The sequence below is a fragment of the Flavobacterium bernardetii genome (assembly GCF_011305415.1).
In the GTDB taxonomy this organism is placed as follows: Bacteria; Bacteroidota; Bacteroidia; order Flavobacteriales; family Flavobacteriaceae; genus Flavobacterium; species Flavobacterium bernardetii.
The window spans coordinates 226355-244131 of the sequence record NZ_JAANOQ010000002.1 but is presented as its reverse complement, the minus strand read 5'-3'; the positions used below and the strand labels follow the sequence as shown (position 1 = coordinate 244131).

15 protein-coding genes are annotated in these 17777 nt (G+C 31.2%); 12 read left to right on the top strand and 3 right to left on the bottom strand.

The features are described 5' to 3' along the window. The first annotated feature begins 122 nt into the window (after positions 1 to 122). From gldC to G6N05_RS05995, 5 genes are all read left to right on the top strand, one after another. Positions 123 to 455 (top strand): gliding motility protein GldC, encoded by a 333-nt coding sequence (gene gldC, locus G6N05_RS06015; protein WP_166125714.1) that lies wholly within the window; start codon positions 123 to 125, stop codon positions 453 to 455. 128 nt (positions 456 to 583) lie between these two features. Further along, entirely contained in the window at positions 584 to 1258 is a 675-nt protein-coding gene (locus G6N05_RS06010; RefSeq protein WP_166125713.1) for a TetR/AcrR family transcriptional regulator, read from the top strand. Between the two features lie 3 nt (positions 1259 to 1261). Continuing rightward, positions 1262 to 2920 (top strand): peptidase domain-containing ABC transporter, encoded by a 1659-nt coding sequence (locus G6N05_RS06005; protein ID WP_166125712.1) that lies wholly within the window; start codon positions 1262 to 1264, stop codon positions 2918 to 2920. Positions 2921 to 2922: 2 nt separating this feature from the next. Beyond that, entirely contained in the window at positions 2923 to 4278 is a 1356-nt protein-coding gene (locus G6N05_RS06000) for an HlyD family secretion protein (protein ID WP_166125711.1), read from the top strand. 7 nt (positions 4279 to 4285) lie between these two features. Next, the gene (locus G6N05_RS05995) at positions 4286 to 5671 is read left to right on the top strand and encodes a TolC family protein (protein WP_166125710.1); all 1386 of its coding nucleotides are present in this window, start codon (positions 4286 to 4288) and stop codon (positions 5669 to 5671) included. A 35-nt stretch (positions 5672 to 5706) separates the two neighbouring features. Here the strand turns inward: G6N05_RS05995 and G6N05_RS05990 are convergent, their stop codons facing one another. Further along, positions 5707 to 6981, bottom strand: coding sequence for an acetyl-CoA hydrolase/transferase family protein (locus G6N05_RS05990; RefSeq protein WP_166125709.1), 1275 nt, complete (start codon positions 6979 to 6981; stop codon positions 5707 to 5709). 123 nt (positions 6982 to 7104) lie between these two features. Between G6N05_RS05990 and map the strand changes: the two genes are divergently transcribed. The 7 genes from map to pruA all read left to right on the top strand — a co-directional run bounded on the left by map (position 7105) and on the right by pruA (position 13122). Continuing rightward, a complete protein-coding gene (gene map, locus G6N05_RS05985; protein ID WP_166125708.1) occupies positions 7105 to 7923 on the top strand; it encodes a type I methionyl aminopeptidase in 819 nt (272 codons plus the stop codon). Positions 7924 to 7970: 47 nt separating this feature from the next. Next, on the top strand, positions 7971 to 8360 hold the full coding sequence (locus G6N05_RS05980) for a GxxExxY protein (protein ID WP_166125707.1): 390 nt from the start codon (positions 7971 to 7973) through the stop codon (positions 8358 to 8360). Positions 8361 to 8419: 59 nt separating this feature from the next. After that, positions 8420 to 9190 (top strand): class I SAM-dependent methyltransferase, encoded by a 771-nt coding sequence (locus tag G6N05_RS05975; RefSeq protein ID WP_166125706.1) that lies wholly within the window; start codon positions 8420 to 8422, stop codon positions 9188 to 9190. A gap of 49 nt (positions 9191 to 9239) precedes the next feature. Next, the gene (locus G6N05_RS05970; RefSeq protein WP_166125705.1) at positions 9240 to 10481 is read left to right on the top strand and encodes a type IX secretion system plug protein; all 1242 of its coding nucleotides are present in this window, start codon (positions 9240 to 9242) and stop codon (positions 10479 to 10481) included. Positions 10482 to 10532: 51 nt separating this feature from the next. Then, the gene (apaG, locus tag G6N05_RS05965) at positions 10533 to 10919 is read left to right on the top strand and encodes a Co2+/Mg2+ efflux protein ApaG (protein WP_166125704.1); all 387 of its coding nucleotides are present in this window, start codon (positions 10533 to 10535) and stop codon (positions 10917 to 10919) included. Between the two features lies 1 nt (position 10920). Further along, positions 10921 to 11352: an FAM151 family protein gene (locus G6N05_RS05960; protein ID WP_166125703.1), complete on the top strand. Its 432-nt coding sequence runs from the start codon at positions 10921 to 10923 to the stop codon at positions 11350 to 11352. A 144-nt stretch (positions 11353 to 11496) separates the two neighbouring features. Next, a complete protein-coding gene (gene pruA, locus G6N05_RS05955) occupies positions 11497 to 13122 on the top strand; it encodes an L-glutamate gamma-semialdehyde dehydrogenase (protein ID WP_166125702.1) in 1626 nt (541 codons plus the stop codon). Between the two features lie 138 nt (positions 13123 to 13260). On the opposite strand, the gene G6N05_RS05950 is transcribed toward pruA, so the two are convergent. Together G6N05_RS05950 and sppA are read right to left on the bottom strand one after the other, a co-directional pair. After that, positions 13261 to 15840, bottom strand: coding sequence for an AsmA-like C-terminal region-containing protein (locus G6N05_RS05950; RefSeq protein WP_166125700.1), 2580 nt, complete (start codon positions 15838 to 15840; stop codon positions 13261 to 13263). Positions 15841 to 15962: 122 nt separating this feature from the next. Next, complete coding sequence (gene sppA, locus G6N05_RS05945) at positions 15963 to 17735, bottom strand: signal peptide peptidase SppA (RefSeq protein ID WP_166125698.1); 1773 nt, start codon at positions 17733 to 17735, stop codon at positions 15963 to 15965. Positions 17736 to 17777 lie beyond the last annotated feature (42 nt).

The window sequence follows — 17777 nt, the reverse complement described above, 5'->3', positions numbered from 1 at the left end:
ACTTACGATTTGGGATGTACGATTTGAAATAATAAAAAAATTAAAAAAAGTAATTCATCTAGAAAATACAAAACAAAAAACTAACCTGTAATTTACTCCAGCGGAGTAACATATTTATAAGTATGAGCAAAACATCTGAAATTAAAGTAAATATCGAATTAGATCAAAATAATGTGCCAGAAAAATTAACTTGGTCTGCACAAGATGGTGGTGTAAATAATGAAGAAGCAAAAACCGTTTTATTATCTATTTGGGATGCGAAAGCGAAAGAAACGCTTCGTATTGACTTATGGACAAAAGACATGCCAGTGGATGAAATGAAAATCTTTTTTCACCAAACATTAGTAGCGATGACAGACACGTTCCAACGCGCTACAGGCGATGAAAAAATGGCTGGAGCAATGACAGATTTCTGTGATTATTTTGCCGAAAAATTAGAATTAAAGAAAGAATAAATCTTTATAAAAAATTTATAAAAAGCCATCGTAATTGATGGCTTTTTTTATGAACAAATATTAAATAAAAGTTAAACTATTAACTTTTGATAGTATTACTATTATATTTGCGATATAAATTATCACATATGGAAAATCTAATAACAAATATTAAAATTCAAGTTAACCCAAAAACATATGTTAAGGATCCAGAAACCTCAACTTTAGGTAAAAGAATCATTCAAAATAGTATTTTATTAATTGATGAAATTGGTTTCGAAGAATTCACTTTTAAAAAGTTAGGAGAAAAAATCGGGTCTAATGAAAGTTCTATTTATAGATATTTTGAAAACAAACACAAACTTTTAGTATATTTATCTTCATGGTATTGGGCTTGGATGGAATATCGTTTGGTTTTTTCTACAGCCAACATTGAAAACAAATTAGAAAAACTAAAAAAAGCAATTTGTATTGTTACGGAAACGATTCAAGATGATAATGCAACAGAGCACGTCAACGAGGCTATTCTAAATAAAATTATCATTGAAGAATTTACAAAAACACTTTACAACAAACATGTTGACGAAGAAAACAAAGAAGGATTTTTCTTAATATATAAACAAGTGAATTATCGAATAGAAAAAATGGTCGAAGAAGTAAATCCCGACTATCCTTATGCTAAAAGTTTAGTTTCCTCAATAATTCAAGGTTCCTTACATCAACATTTTTTAAAAAATCATTTAAAAACGATTACAAATTGTAATGATGAGATAAACCCAACTTCCTTTTACATTCATTTAATAGAAAATCTTTTAAAAAAATAATTTATGTCACCGCTAAAAAGATATTACAATTTATTACGATTAGACCGAAAAGACATCATTCAAATTATTTCGTATGCTGTTTTTGCAGGAATAATTAGTTTGTCGCTTCCTCTTGGTATTCAAGCAATTATTAACTTTATTCAAGCTGGACGAGCAAGTGTTTCGTGGATAGTTTTAGTAATATTAGTAGTTATTGGCGTAGCTTTTGTAGGCGTTCTTTCCTTAATGCAATTACGAATTACAGAAAATTTACAACAAAAAATATTTATACGATCGGCGTTTGAATTTACGTATCGCATTCCGAAATTAAAATTTTCATCAACCTATAACAAACATTCACCAGAAATTGCGAACCGATTTTTTGATACCTTATCCATTCAAAAAGGAACTTCAAAATTATTAACCGATTTTTCAGCCGCTTTACTTCAAATTTTATTTGGAATTATTTTATTATCGTTATATCATCCTTTCTTTATTATTTTCGGAATCTTATTAACGTTATTACTTTATATCATATTCAAATTCTCTTATGAATCAGGTTTAAAAACAAGTTTAAAAGAATCCAAATTCAAGTATAAAGTCGCTGGTTGGTTGCAAGAATTATCTCGAAATAATTTTAGTTTTAAAAATCCACATCACTTAGATTTTGCTTTAGAAAAAAACAACAAACTTGTGGCAGATTACATCAATTACAGAGAAGAACATTTCAAAATTATCAAAAGACAATTTTCGCAATTAATTGGATTTAAAGTAATTATCACAGCAAGTTTATTATTAATTGGTGGTTTTTTAGTATTAAACCAACAAATGAATATTGGACAATTCGTTGCTGCAGAAATTATCATTTTATTAGTAATTAATTCAGTCGAAAAAATAATTTTAGGATTAGAAACGTTTTACGATGTTTTAACTTCTGTAGAAAAAATTGGAGAAGTTACCGATTTAGAAATCGAATCAGAATCAGAAGTAAATCAAACAAATTGCTTTATAAATCTTTCTTTAGAATTAGAAAATGTAAATTTCAAATTCGAAGATGATACCACAAATGCTTTAGAAAACATCATTTTAAAAATAAATCAAGGCGAAAAAATTGTCATTGAAGGCGATAATGGTTCGGGAAAAACAACATTAATCCGAATTTTATCTGGATTAATTCAACCAACTCAAGGGCATTTCATCATTAACGATGACACTTTTAACAAAATGGATATTAATCAATTTCGAACTCATTTTGGTTGTATTTTACAAGGAGAAACTTTATTCGAAGGCACTATTTTTGAAAACTTAACCTTCAATAATCCTAACATCTCAAATGAAGATATCAAATGGGCATTAGATAATTTGAAATTAACGAGTTTTATCAAAACCTTACCAAACGGATTAAAAACACCTATTTTTCCTGATGGCAAACAACTTTCGTCTTCAAATATTCAAAAAATATTGTTAGCAAGATGTGTGTTACATAAACCACGAATTCTATTTTTAGAAAATCCTACAGATAAAATGGATGTTGCCACTTCGCAAGAAATTATAGCTTTTTTAATGGATCCGAATCAAAAATGGACTGTAGTGGTAACTTCTAACAACAAACAATTTAGTGCCAATAGCAACCGAGTGATTACAATGGAAAAAGGTAAAATCAGTAACATTTTAAATAAATAATTATGTTAAATGTTTCAAATAACAACAGAATTGACAACAAAAAACTAGAGCGATTTAGTTCGATTCAATTATTAAATAAGGAAAAGCATTATAAAATATTAAACAAAATTCTATTAGGTTTTGTACTATTTACAGTTTTATTTATATTTCTTCCATGGACACAAAACATTTCTGGTTCTGGTGCGGTAACGACTTTAAAACCAAATCAGCGACCACAAACCATTCAATCTTTAATTTCTGGACGAATTGAAAAATGGTATGTGAACGAAGGCGATTATGTGAAAGCTGGCGATACGATTTTATTCATTTCGGAAATAAAAGAAGATTATTTAGATCCGAATTTAGTGGAAAATACTAAAAATCAAATGAACGCAAAAGAAGATGCCGTAGCTTCATACGAGGGAAAAGTAGGTGCTTTAGATTCGCAAATGGGCGCTATTAACAGTGAAAGAAATTTAAAATCGCAACAAGCTAAAAATAAAATCCGACAAGCTCTTTTAAAAATCAAAAGTGATAGTATGGATTTAGAAGCGATCAAAACACAAATCAAAATTGCCAACACCCAATTTAAACGTTCAGTTCAATTGAATAAAGAAGGTTTAAAACCGTTGACAGATGTGGAAGAAAAGCGTTTGAAACTACAAGAAATTGAAGCTAAAATTATCACACAAGAAAACAAATTATTAAGTAGTGAAAACGAATTGATCAATGCACGCGTGGAAATCAGTAGAATCAATGCCGAATATTCTGAAAAATACTCTAAAGCTCAAAGTGATCAATACACCGCTCAAAGCAGTAAATACGATACAAAAGCACAAGTCAATAAACTGGAAAATCAATACAATAATTACAAAATCCGAAACGGTATGTATTACATAAAAGCACCTCAAAATGGATATGTAAATCGTGCCTTAAAATCAGGTTTAGGTGAAAATATTAAAGAAGGAACGCCAATTGTAAGCATTATGCCAGCTGAATATGATATTGCAGTAGAAACATATATTTCTCCAAACGATTTTCCTTTGATTCAAAAAGGAGAAAAAGTGCGCGTTTGGTTTGACGGTTGGCCTACAATTGTATTTTCTGGTTGGCCGGATTTATCATACGGAACTTTTGGAGGAAAAATAGTAGCTGTAGAAAATTTCATTTCAGACAATGGAAAATATCGTGTATTAATTGCTCCAGATAGTGCAGAACAAAAATGGCCGAAACAACTAAGTATTGGTTCTGGTGCACAAACCATGGCGCTGTTAGACAATGTACCAATATGGTATGAAATTTGGCGAACTTTAAACGGTTTCCCACCGAATTATTACCAACCCGCTAAAGAAAAAAACAAAGATGTTTCAGAAAAATAACATACCAATGAAAACTTATTTTTTTATACTTTTTTTGTTCCTAAATGCAGTTAACGCACAACAAAACAGCAATGAAATGTCGTTTAATGAATATTTAGGAATGGTGAAAAAATTTCATCCGTTAGTGAAAATTGCCGATTTGGAAATTTCGCAAGCACAAGCAAATTTATTAATGGCTCGTGGTGCATTTGACCCAAAATTAGAAGCCGATTTTAGCAATAAAGAATTTAAAGACAAAAAATATTATTCGCTATTTAATGGCGGATTTAAAATTCCAACTTGGTATGGAATTGAAGTCAAAGGTGGTTTTGAAACTACGGAAGGCTATTATTTAAATCCGCAAAACACAACGCCAAGCGAAGGTTTAACGTATGCTGGAATTTCCGTTCCAGTTTTACAAGGGTTTTTAATTAACCAAAGAATGGCCGATTTACGAAAAGCAAAAATCAATATCAATTTGAGTGCTGCAGAAAGAAACTTACAAGCGATTCAGGTTTTGCATCACGCTTCTATGGCATATTTTAATTGGAAAAAAAATTACGATGAATTCAAATTGTATGATACGTATTTACAAAATGCAGAAATAAGACTAAAAGGAATTAAAACCTTAATTAAAGAAGGCGATAAAGCAGCAATTGATAGTATTGAAGCTGGAATTACCGTAAAAAACCGTATGCTAAACAAAGAAGATGCTTTGCTAAAATTAACCAAAGCGCGTTTAGAATTATCAAATTTTTTATGGACGAACAATTCTATTCCAATTGAATTAGAAGAACAAATGTTTCCAGAAATCGAATTATTTAAAAACATTCAAGAATATTTAAAAACGAATGAATTGAATTTAGTGAACTTTTCTGCTGAAAATCATCCGAAAATCAATTCGATAAATTATAAAATCAATATGTTGGAAGTCGACCGAAAACTGAAAGCAAATATGTTACTCCCGAAAATAGATTTGGGTTATAATTATTTATCGGTTCCGAATCAATTTCAAGAATTTCGATTTCAAGATTATAAATTCGGAGTCAACTTTGCTTTTCCTTTATTTTTACGAAAAGAAAGAGGAAGTTTGAAATTGACCAAACAAAAAATTGAAGCCGAACAATTTGCAGTAAGTTTCGAAAAAGAACAGTTAAACAACAAAATAGAATCTCAAAAAGCAGAAATCGTATCGCTAAAAAAACAAGAAGATATTATTTCTGAATTAGTTCAAGATAATTCAACCTTATTAAATTCGGAAGAACGTCTTTTTGAAATGGGAGAAGGTTCTTTGTTCTTAATCAATACGCGAGAAAACAACTTGGTTTTAGCGCAATTGTCAAAAATTTTGATAGAAAACAGGTTTTATATTTCCAATGCTGATTTATTCAAAACTATTGCTAATCCAAATTAAAAAAAAATCTCCCAACTCAATTGGGAGATTTTTTTTTATGAATTAATTACCATTTCAAAATAGGCTTTTTCCACTGCTTCTTGATGATTGGGATGGGCAATTTTCACCATTTCTTTCACACGCTGTTTTAGTGTTTTTCCATATAAATTGGCAATTCCGTATTCTGTAATAATATATTGAACGTGAGAACGTGTAGTCACAACTCCAGCGCCTTGTTTTAAATACGGAACTATTCTGCTTTCACCTCTTTTGGTAATAGATGGTAACGCAATAATCGCTTTTCCGCCATAACTTAAAGAAGCACCACGAATAAAATCCATTTGTCCGCCCACTCCAGAATACATTTTTCCACCTATTGAATCGGCACAAACTTGACCTGTAACATCCACTTCTATCGCAGAATTTATCGCAACCATTTTTGGGTTTTTTCTAATAATTGCGGTATCATTTACTAGAGAAGATTCTTTCATTTCAATAAACGGATTATCATTTACAAAATCGTACAATCTTTTCGAACCAATTAAAAAAGTAGCTAAAGCTCTACCTCTTAACGTACCTTTATAATTGCAATTAATTACATCGTTTTCAATTAAATCAATCACTCCGTCGGAAAACATTTCGGTATGTAAACCTAAATCTTTATGATTTTTCAACTTACTCAAAGCCGCATTTGGAATTGAACCAATTCCCATTTGCAACGTACTTTTATTCTCTATTAAAGAAGCGACATATTCCCCAATTTTTTCTTCTTCCGCTGAAAATAACGTTACTTCATGAGCAAAAATAGGCACATCGACTTCCACCAAATAATTTATTTCTGAAACGTGTAAAATACCATCACCAAAAGTTCTTGGCATATTTTTATTGACTTGTGCGATTACAATTTTAGCATTTTCAATCGCCGCAATACTCGCTTCAACAGAAACACCTAAAGAACAATAGCCATGACTATCAGGCGGCGAAACATGAATAAAAACCACATCTAACAACACCACTTTTTTTCGAAACAACAATGGCAATTCACTTAAGAAAACGGGTGTATAAGAACCATTTCCAGATTTTAATGTGTGGCGTACATTCGCACCAATAAAAAAAGAATTCACGTGAAAACTTGCCGCTAATTCTGGATTCGCATACGGAGCATCACCTTCTGTGTGCAAATGACAAATTTCTACATCTCTTAATTCGCTTGCTCTTTCCGCTAAAGCTTTGGTTAAAACAGTTGGCGTTGCAGCCGCTGCTTGAACATATACTCTATCACCCGACTTCACTACTTGTACAGCTTCTGCTGCAGTAACATATAAACTCATACCTAATTTTTATGCAAAATTACTAGCCAAATTACACCTAAAATATGACAAAACTCATACTTCTTCATAAAGATAAAAATTATTAAAAGAATATTGTATTTTTGCATTCTCAATTTCAAGAAGATGATTATAATAAAAACCGCAGAAGAAATAGAATTGATGCGCGAAAGTGCCTTAATCGTTTCTAAAACTTTAGGAATGATTGCGAAGGAAATTAAACCAGGAGTTACTACATTATATTTAGATAAATTAGCAGAAGAATTCATTCGTGATCATGGTGCTGAACCTGCATTTTTGGGCATGTATGGTTTTCCTAATTCGTTATGTATGAGTCCGAACACGCAAGTGGTTCACGGTATTCCTAACAACACACCTTTGCAAGATGGTGATATCATTTCTGTAGATTGTGGAACTTTAAAAAATGGTTTTTACGGAGATCACGCCTATACTTTTGAAGTGGGTGAAGTAGCAGAAGCGACTAAAAAATTACTTCAAATTACGAAAGAATCTTTATACGTTGGAATTCGAGAAACTAAAGTGGGTAATCGCGTGGAAGATATTGGATATGCGATTCAAACGTTTTGCGAAAGTCATGGTTATGGTGTTGTTCGTGAATTATGTGGACATGGTTTAGGAAGAAAAATGCATGAAGATCCAGAAGTTGCGAATTACGGAAAACGCGGTAGAGGAAAAAAATTGGTTAACGGAATGGTAATTGCCATTGAACCTATGATTAATTTAGGAACCAAAAACATCATTCAACATAAAGATGGCTGGACGATTACAACAGCCGACAACAAACCATCAGCTCACTTTGAACACGATGTAGCTATTGTAAACGGTAAACCAGAATTACTTTCAACTTTCGCTTATATTTATGAAGCTTTAGGAATTGTGAGTAACGAAGAAGATGGATTGAGAGAGAAACCTTTGGTTTTATAATTTCACAGAGATACACAAAGTTCCACAGAGATACACAAAGAAATAAAATGACTGAGTTAAGTGAAAATTTAAATGACTTATCTTATAAAATAATAGGTTGCGCAATTGAGGTTCACAAAATTCTTGGACCTGGCTTGTTAGAATCAGCTTATCAAAAATGCTTAATATTTGAGCATGAAAAAGCTGGGCTTTTTGTAAAAAAAGAAGTTTCTTTACCAATTCTTTATAAAGATATTGAATTAGATCACGGCTATAGAATTGACTTACTAATAAATAATAAAATTGTAATTGAATTAAAGACAGTCGAAGCATTTACAGATGTTCATACAGCTCAAGTTTTGACATATTTAAAATTAGGTAAATTTCCGTTAGGCCTTTTAATTAATTTTCATTCTAAAATTTTAAAAAATAATATAAAACGATTTATAAACACATAAAAAACAAAATTTCGCGAATCTCTGCGATTTCTCTGCGAAACTCTGTGTAACAAAATACTATGAAGAAAATTTTCAAATTTATACTAAATACAATCCCACGTCCTATCTTAATTAGATTGAGTATTGTGGCCCGACCAATTATTGCTTTTTTATTAAAAGGAAATAAATTCACGGATCCAATTGATGGAAATAGTTTCCGAATGTTTTTACCTTACGGATACGGAACGCAACGAAACAACGTGTTGTCACCAAGTACTTTATCTTTAGAAAGACACCGTTTATTATGGTTGTATCTTCAAGAAAAAACGAACTTTTTCACTTCAACAGAAAAAATAAAAGTCTTGCATTTTGCTCCAGAACAAGAGTTTTACAAACGTTTTAAAAAGCAAGCGAATTTAGAGTACACAACAACAGATTTATTGTCGCCTTTAGCTGATGTAAAAGCAGATATTTGTAATTTACCTTTTCAAGATAATTCGTACGATATGATTTTGTGTAATCACGTTTTAGAACACATTCCAGATGATACGAAAGCGATGCAAGAATTATATCGTGTCATGAAACCTGGCGGAATGGGGATTTTCCAAATTCCACAAGATTTAAAAAGAGACGTTACTTTTTCAGATGATTCTATCACAGATCAGAAAGAACGAGCTAAAATTTTCGGTCAATATGATCACGTTCGTGTATATGGAAGAGATTATTTTAATAAACTAAGAAGCATCGGTTTCCGAGTTGAAGAAGTAGACTATACGAATACCATTCCTGCAGATTTAGTAGAAAAATATTGTTTAGCTAAAGGAGAAATTATTCCAGTGGTTTATAAGTAGTTGTTTTTGGCATAGTTTTTATATCTTTATAAAATAGAAAACTTAATTTATGAAGAATTTATTTCGAATCTTTACACTATTATTTACCACACTTGTCTTTTCACAAGAAAAAGAAGTAATTCCACCATATAACATTAAAACGATTTCCTTTTCGCAAAATGTAAATAACACTATCCCTTTTTTTAGATTAGGTGAAAACTTCGATTTACAATTTGACGATCTATATGGAAACGAAGCCGATTATTATTATACGATAGAACAATACAATTACGATTGGACACCAAGTCAATTACTTAAAAATGAATATCTAAACGGTTTAGACAATCAACGTATTCAAAACTATCAGAACTCGTTAAATTGTTTACAAATTTATTCGCATTATACCTTAAGCTTCCCAAATAAGTTCAATCAAATTATAAAAAGCGGAAATTATATCGTGAAAATTTTCGATGAAGATCAGGAAATTGTTTTCTCTAAAAAACTCATTCTTTACGAAGACGATACCACGATTGGCATTACAATCAGACGTCCTCGCGATATGGAAACCATCAATAAAAAGCAAAACATTGAATTTTTTATTGATTATAAAGATAAACCATTACAAAATCCAAAGGAAAATATTAAAGTTTCTATTTATCAAAATGGTAAATTCAGCAATGCCATTCATAATATAAAACCACAGTATACCATTGGCACACAACTAATTTACAGATACAATAAAGAAACACAATTTTGGGCTGGAAATGAGTTTTTAAATTTCGAAAATAAAAACATTCGTGGTAGCTCCAATTCTGTTTTTAAAGTCACAACTGGTGACATTTACAATACTTTTTTATACACCAACGAAGCTCGTAAAAATAAAATTTACACTTATTTTCCAGACATTAATGGAAACTTCTTTGTCATCAATTTAAACACAACTCAAAATACCATTGAAGCAGATTATTCTTGGGTATATTTCAGCTTACTTTCCGATGTAAATCCACTTGAGAAATCGGTTTATGTTACTGGAATGTTTAATAATTATCAGATTTCAGACGAATTTAAAATGGAATACAATGTTGACACTAAAACATTTGAAAAACCAATATTATTAAAACAAGGATTTAACAATTACCAATATACTTTAGTTGATAAAAACGGTAAAATTGACGAACAAAATGCCGTTGACGGAAACTTTTATCAAACTGAAAACGAATACATTGTTTTAGTGTATTACAGAGGTGGCGCAGAACGTTACGACAGAATTATTGGAATTGGAAGAGCAAATAGCACGGAGATAAAAAATTAACATTTAGTTATATTTATTTTTCAGTAACTTTGATTTAACTAAAAACACAATATGGTTACTCAAATCACCAGCGGTATAAAAATTTCGGTCGCCACTCGTTTCGAAGGCAATTATTATAAAGAGCATACTGTTCTTTATGCTTTTTCATATGAAATTACCATTGAAAATTTAAGTTCTGATATTGTACAATTACAAGCGCGTCATTGGGAAATTTTCGATTCTCTAAATTTTACTGAAATGGTAGATGGTGAAGGCGTAGTTGGTCAAACTCCAATTATTATTCCTGGTGACAAATATGTGTATTCTTCTGGTTGTATGTTACATTCAACTATTGGTGCAATGAATGGTTTTTACACGATGCTAAATTTCACTACTTCTGAAAGCTTTGAAGTTCAAATTCCGACTTTTAAATTGAATGTTCCTTTTGCGATAAATTAAAATGACAAGAGATGAATTTATACTTCATTTAAGAGAATCAAGTTTAATTGCTCTTAAATTTGCAGAACATTTCGTAAAAGACAAACTCACTACAGATTTTAAATACAATGTAATTTTAAACGCTTCAAATGATGATTTAAATTTTAATCAATTTGATTTTTATCAAGAAGATAACGGAATTATAAAATTAAATTTAATCGACATTGAAGTAATCGATTTACTTTATCGAAAAAATAAAGTTCCAGTTTGGATTAATATTAATGTACTTAAATCAAGTAGAAAAAGCACAACATTTAATCTATTGTGCGCTGGAAGATTTACTGATAACAAAGAGGAATTTTATTATAATAACAAAATAGGCTCTACTCCATTTGGAATAAAAAGCCCTGAATTGCCAATTGACTATTCTCAAGGAAAAAAATTCAGTTTATAATTGAGTAAATCATTACTATCCGTTCAATCCGTGTACCCAATAATTTATTTCCAAATTCAATTTATCCTTTGTACTTTTACATCAAATTACGACAAACTAAAAATTGTCTAATCGTCTTATTGTCTAATTGTCAAATTAAATACAATGTTAAAAGGATTTTTTAATATACCAAAAGCGGTAAACGAGCCAGTTAAAGGTTACGCACCAAATTCTCCAGAAAAAACAAGAGTTTTAGAAGCTTACAAAGCGATGTGGAATTCGAAAATTGATGTGCCTTTATATATTGGTTCTGAAGAAATTTTCACTGGAAACACTAAAAACATGTCGGCGCCACATGATCACCAACACGTTGTTGGAACGTATCATTTAGCTGAAAAATCACATGTAGAAAAAGCCATTGCTAATGCGTTAGAAAGCAGAACAAAATGGGCTAACATGGCTTGGGAACAACGTGCCGCTATCTTTTTAAAAGCCGCTGAATTAATCGCTGGTCCGTACAGAGCAAAAATAAATGCTGCAACAATGATCGCGCAATCTAAAACAATTCATCAAGCAGAAATTGATGCGTCTTGTGAATTAATCGACTTTTTACGTTTCAACGTAGAATTCATGACACAAATTTACGCAGACCAACCAGCATCAAACTCAGACATGTGGAACAGAGTGGAATACAGACCTTTAGAAGGTTTTGTTTACGCTGTAACTCCTTTCAACTTTACGGCAATTGCGGCTAATTTACCTGCAAGTGCGGCATTAATGGGTAACGTTGTGGTTTGGAAACCAAGTGATAGTCAAGTTTTTTCTGCAAAAATTATTATTGATGTTTTCAAAGAAGCTGGAGTTCCAGATGGTGTAATTAATGTTGTTTTTGGTGATCCAGTTATGATTACAGATACGGTTTTAGCTTCACCAGATTTTGCTGGAATTCACTATACAGGTTCGACTTTTATCTTCAAAGAAATTTGGAAAAAAATCGGAGAAAACATTCACAATTACAAAACTTACCCAAGAATTGTAGGTGAAACTGGAGGAAAAGATTTCATTATCGCTCATCCATCGGCAAACGTAAAACAAGTTACTACAGCAATTACTCGTGGTGCTTTTGAATTTCAAGGACAGAAATGTTCTGCAGCTTCAAGAGCTTATATTCCACAATCTATGTGGCCAGCTGTTAAAGAACAATTAATTGCAGATGTTGCTTCAATGAAAATGGGATCGCCAGAAGATTTTTCAAACTTTATCACAGCAGTAATTCACGAAGGTTCATTTAATAAATTAGCGAGTTTTATCGATCAAGCTAAGAAAGATGCTGATGCAGAAGTTATTATTGGTGGAAACTACGATAAATCTAAAGGTTACTTTATTGAGCCAACAGTTATCGTAACTACAAATCCGAAATATGCAACAATGGAAACAGAACTTTTCGGACCAGTTATTACAATTTATGTATATGAAGATGCGAAATGGGCTGAAACATTAACTTTAGTAGATCAAACTTCTGAATATGCTTTAACTGGTGCTGTTTTAAGTACATGTCGTTACGCTATTGAAGAAGCAACTGTAGCTTTACAAAACGCAGCCGGAAACTTCTATATCAACGACAAACCGACTGGTGCTGTTGTAGGAATGCAACCATTTGGTGGAGCAAGAGCTTCTGGAACAAATGACAAAGCTGGTTCTGCACAAAACTTATTGCGTTGGGTTTCTCCAAGAACAATTAAGGAAACTTTCGTTACACCAGAACATTATAGCTATCCGTTTTTAGGATAATCTTTAAGTATCAGATATAAAAAATGCCAAGTTTTCACTTGGCATTTTTTGTTTGTTTATTTGTCAAGCTGAACTTGTTTCAGCTTCTCTTTGATTCTATTTTGATTTAGATTCTGAAACAAGTTCAGAATGACAAAGCTATTCCTTTTTCTTCTTACCAAACAAACCTTTTAAACCATCTTTAATAGCACCACCAACTTGTTCTTTTGGTGTGGTTGTAGTTTTTGTAGAGTCTGTTGGTTTTTTCCCTCCTAAAATATTTGATAATGCGCCAGTTCCTTGTTGCACCAATTTATCTTTTTGCATTTTCACTAATTGAGACGCTACGTTTTTTGTCGCACTTTGTAAATCTGTTGTGATTTTTGGCGATTTAAAACTACCATTCATTATGGCGTTTACAGGAACATTTTCTAACTTTTTAGCATCAGCTGGTGTTAATTTCGCAATTAAATTATTGACATCTTTACCTAAATATTTAGCTGGAACATCAAATTTTAAGTCGTAATTCATATTCTGATCAAAACCATGAGAACCTGCAATTTGAACCGAAATATCTTTATGTTTTAATGTAAATGGTTTTACAGAAACCTTACCTTTATCAAATGACAAAGCTGCTTTTACATCTTTTAAATTTATATCTTTCAAATCTAAAAACGTAGCTTTACTGCTTAACTCTGTTAATAAAGTCGATTTGCTTTTATTTAACGAACCTTGTAAAATAGTTCCTAATAAATCCCCAGAAATACTTTTAATATCTGGCATCATAGCTTGTGTTAAATTTCCGTTTAACTTAATTGTCGAATTCATTTTACCACTAATAACATCTGCAATTGGAGTGATTGTTTTCAATGTATTTAACATCGAAAAAGTTTGACTAATATCTACAGAAGACAATCCTAAATCCATATCGAAAGTTGGAACCTTATTTTTTGTTGAAACTAAACCGTTTAAACCAATTTTCCCGCCAAAAATATCCATTGTTAAACCTTTCAAGTTCACAGCTTGATCGCGAATGATTAACGTTCCAGCGACATTTTTCAGATTTAAATTATCATATATAACTGTTGCTGCTTTAGCATTTAAGGTACAATCTAAGAAACTTGGAATTTTTACTTGTTCTGTAGTTTTCTTTCCTTCATCATTCGTTGTTGTAGTTGGCGCCATGAAATCGGAAACCGCAAAAAGAGATGAATTTAAGTTGAAATTCCCTTTTAAGATTTGGTTTTTAAACAAGAATCCGTAAAAATTATCTAAACTTCCTGATACATTAATATCTGATTTTCCTGTTTTAGCCGCTAACTTATTCAAGTTAATTTTGGTTGGATTAAATGATACATCGGCAACGGCTACACTTACTGGTTTTGCCATTTCTGGACCAGCATAATTGAAACCTGTTAAGTTTATATTTCCAGAATTCTTAATATTTTGATATTGACTCGTTTCTACCGATTTCATATCAAAAGCTGTTTTTACATCTGCTCTTAAAATTCCATTTAATGGTTTTTCTAATTTTACAGGATACGCCTTTGAAACATTCGCTAAATTAATTACTCCTTTTAAAGCCGCATCAATATTTGGGTTTTCGGTCAGGTTTTTAATATGAGCACTGGCATTGAAAACGTCTTGATCAATTGCGAATGATAACTTATCTAAATCTACGAAAGTGTCGTTCATTAAACCTGTTTCGTTGACAATATGTGTGTCAATTGAAATATTTTTTACCGATTTTGGTAAATCTTTATATTTGAAAGAAGCGTTATTAGATAACATTTCAATATTAAACTTTGGAACTGTTGTGTCTGTTAAATCACCTTTTACTTTTCCTTTTACTTCAAATTTTCCTGTTGTTTCAACTCCATCTAAACTTCCAGCATATGCTGCAGGAATTAAGCCTAAAAAGTTTTTAAAATCTGATGATGGAGTATTGAAAGATAGATCGTACACTTGACCTTTTTCCACCATTTGAATAAATCCGTTAAAATTTAAAGGCAATTGATTGATTAACGCTTTATTTTCTTTGAACGTGTATTTACTGTTTTTTAAATCGATTCCTAAAACAGCATCTAATGAAATTTTTACGTTACGCATAAAATTACTTTTATCCATATCGAAAGTTAAGTTGGCTGTTGTTTTTGTATCTAAATCTAAAACATCTTGCTCAAAATTTCCAGTTCCTTCATGGTTGATACTATCTAAAACCATTTTCATTTTAGAAGCTTCATCTTTATAAGTGAATCTTAAATTTTCCACTTCATAATTCTGAATGCTTAACGCGAATGGCTTTTCTTCTTTTGCAGCTTCTTTTTCGTCTTTCTTTAAAGCGATATCATAATTACCAATTCCATCTTTATTAAAAAGGATATTTAATTTTGTGTTTTCTGTACTGATAGATTCAATTTTCATCGGTTCATCTTCACCATTGAACAGTTCCATCATACTCATTTTTAAGTTGATTTTATCGGAATATACTAAGGTATCACCAGCAAAAGGTGCGTTGTTAATTACACTCATTTTGTCAAGTGTTACATTCGCTTTAGGAAAACTTTTAAATAAATTTAAACTCACGTCTTCTAATGCAACCTTAGCGTTTACATTTTCATTAATCGTTGTTAAAATCTTTGCTTTAATTTTATCTTTAAACAAAAAAGGCACAGCAGCTAAAACAATTACAAGTAAAAGCACTGAAATTCCCGACCATTTTAAAACTTTTTTCAACATAAGACTGATTTTTTGAAGATTTTTTTAATTGACTACAAAGTTAATACCAAAGTATAAAATTTAACTAAATTATTGTTAAAAAAAAACGCCAAACTTGTAAGAATGGCGTTTTTTTATTTGTATTACAAACTCAAATCGAAAGGCATAAGCATTTGCACCCCTTTTCTGTTTTGCATTACTTTTAATTTTTTAAGCAAATTATAATTTTCTTCCCCTAATTCTTCTTTCATCATGGTTTCTTTAGATTTGTAGATACTCGCACCTGCTAATCCTTCTAAAAACTCATTGAAATTTTTCTTGTATTCTGGGTAATTTTCTGTTCTGTAGCTTTTCGTTTTTCCTAAACCTGCTGCATGAGCAATAGCCGCATCTAAATTTCCTAATTTATCTACTAAACCATTTTTTATTGCATCGGAACCTGTCCAAACTCTACCTTGTGCAATCGCGTCAACTTGGTCGAAAGTCATTTTTCTTCCTACCGCTACTCTATTCACAAACGTTTTATAAATTTGATCCACACCTTCTAAAGCGAATGTTTTATATTCTTCAGAAATTGGTTCGAAAACACTGTAACCGATAGCGTTTTTATGGGTTTGAACTTGTTCTGCATTTACTCCATATTTAGTAGCAAATCCGTGCGCATTAGGCAACATTCCGAACACACCAATAGAACCTGTAATAGTTGTTGGTTCAGCAAAAATGGTATTCGCATTACAAGCAATATAATATCCACCAGAAGCAGCTAAATTACCCATTGAAACAACAACAGGTTTTACTTTTTTAGTCAATTCAATTTCTCTCCAAATTAATTCAGAAACCAAAGCACTTCCACCTGGACTATCTACACGAAGTACGATAGCTTTCACATCTTCATCTTCTCTCGCTTCTTTAAGTGAACGATTAATAGAACCTTCTCCAATATAATCTACATCACCTTCTCCACCATTAATTTGTCCCTGTGCATAAATGACTGCAATGATATCATCTTTCGTATAATCTTCCGATTTTGCTGAAGCATTATTTACATAATCAGTAATAGAAATTGATTCTACATCTTCCTCTTTTTCAACTTTTAATTTTGATTTCAACATGTCATTGAACTCATCTTCATAAGCCACTTTATCCACCAATTTTTGTTGTAAAGCCATTTGTGGAGTTCTTGCTAATAAACCATCAGCAATCGTATTTAATTGCGCAACAGAAATATTTCTATTTTTAGCAATATCTGTCACGATGGTTTTCCATACTGATTGTAATAAAACCGTAACTTGTTCTCTGTTTTCTGGACTAATTTCTTGAGCTAAATAAGGTTCCACCGCACTTTTGAATTTTCCGTGACGGATAATTTCCATCTTTAAACCCGTTTGATCTTGGAAATTTTTAAAGAATAACATTTCTGTTCCTAAACCTTTAAAATCAACTTCTCCAGCTGGATTCAAATATACTTGATCCGCAATAGAACTGATATAATATTCTTTTTGAGAAAAAATATTCGCATACGCATAAACAAACTTTTTCGATTTTTTAAAATCTTCTAATTTGTCTCTTAATTCTTTACTTTGTGCTAATCCTAAACCAGATTGGTTGTTAACTATCGTAATTCCTTTGATTTTATCGTCTGTTTTTGCAGCATCAATCGCTTTTAAAACTTCAATAAAACCTACTTTATCTTTCGACATCATTAAAGAACTGAACGGACTATCCGATTCATATTTCCCTGCATAATCGAAATTAATTTTCGCTAAATCTAGCTGAATAACCGAATTATCTTTCAATTTTACTTTATCCTCTCCACTTCCTAATAATGCTCCAAGTCCAATCAATAAGAAAAAACTAAGCAACATAAATAAAAATATTCCTACAACAGTAGCAAATACACTCTTAAAAAAATTCATAATTATTGTTTTATATACTGATAAGTAGCCTTTTGAACGAAT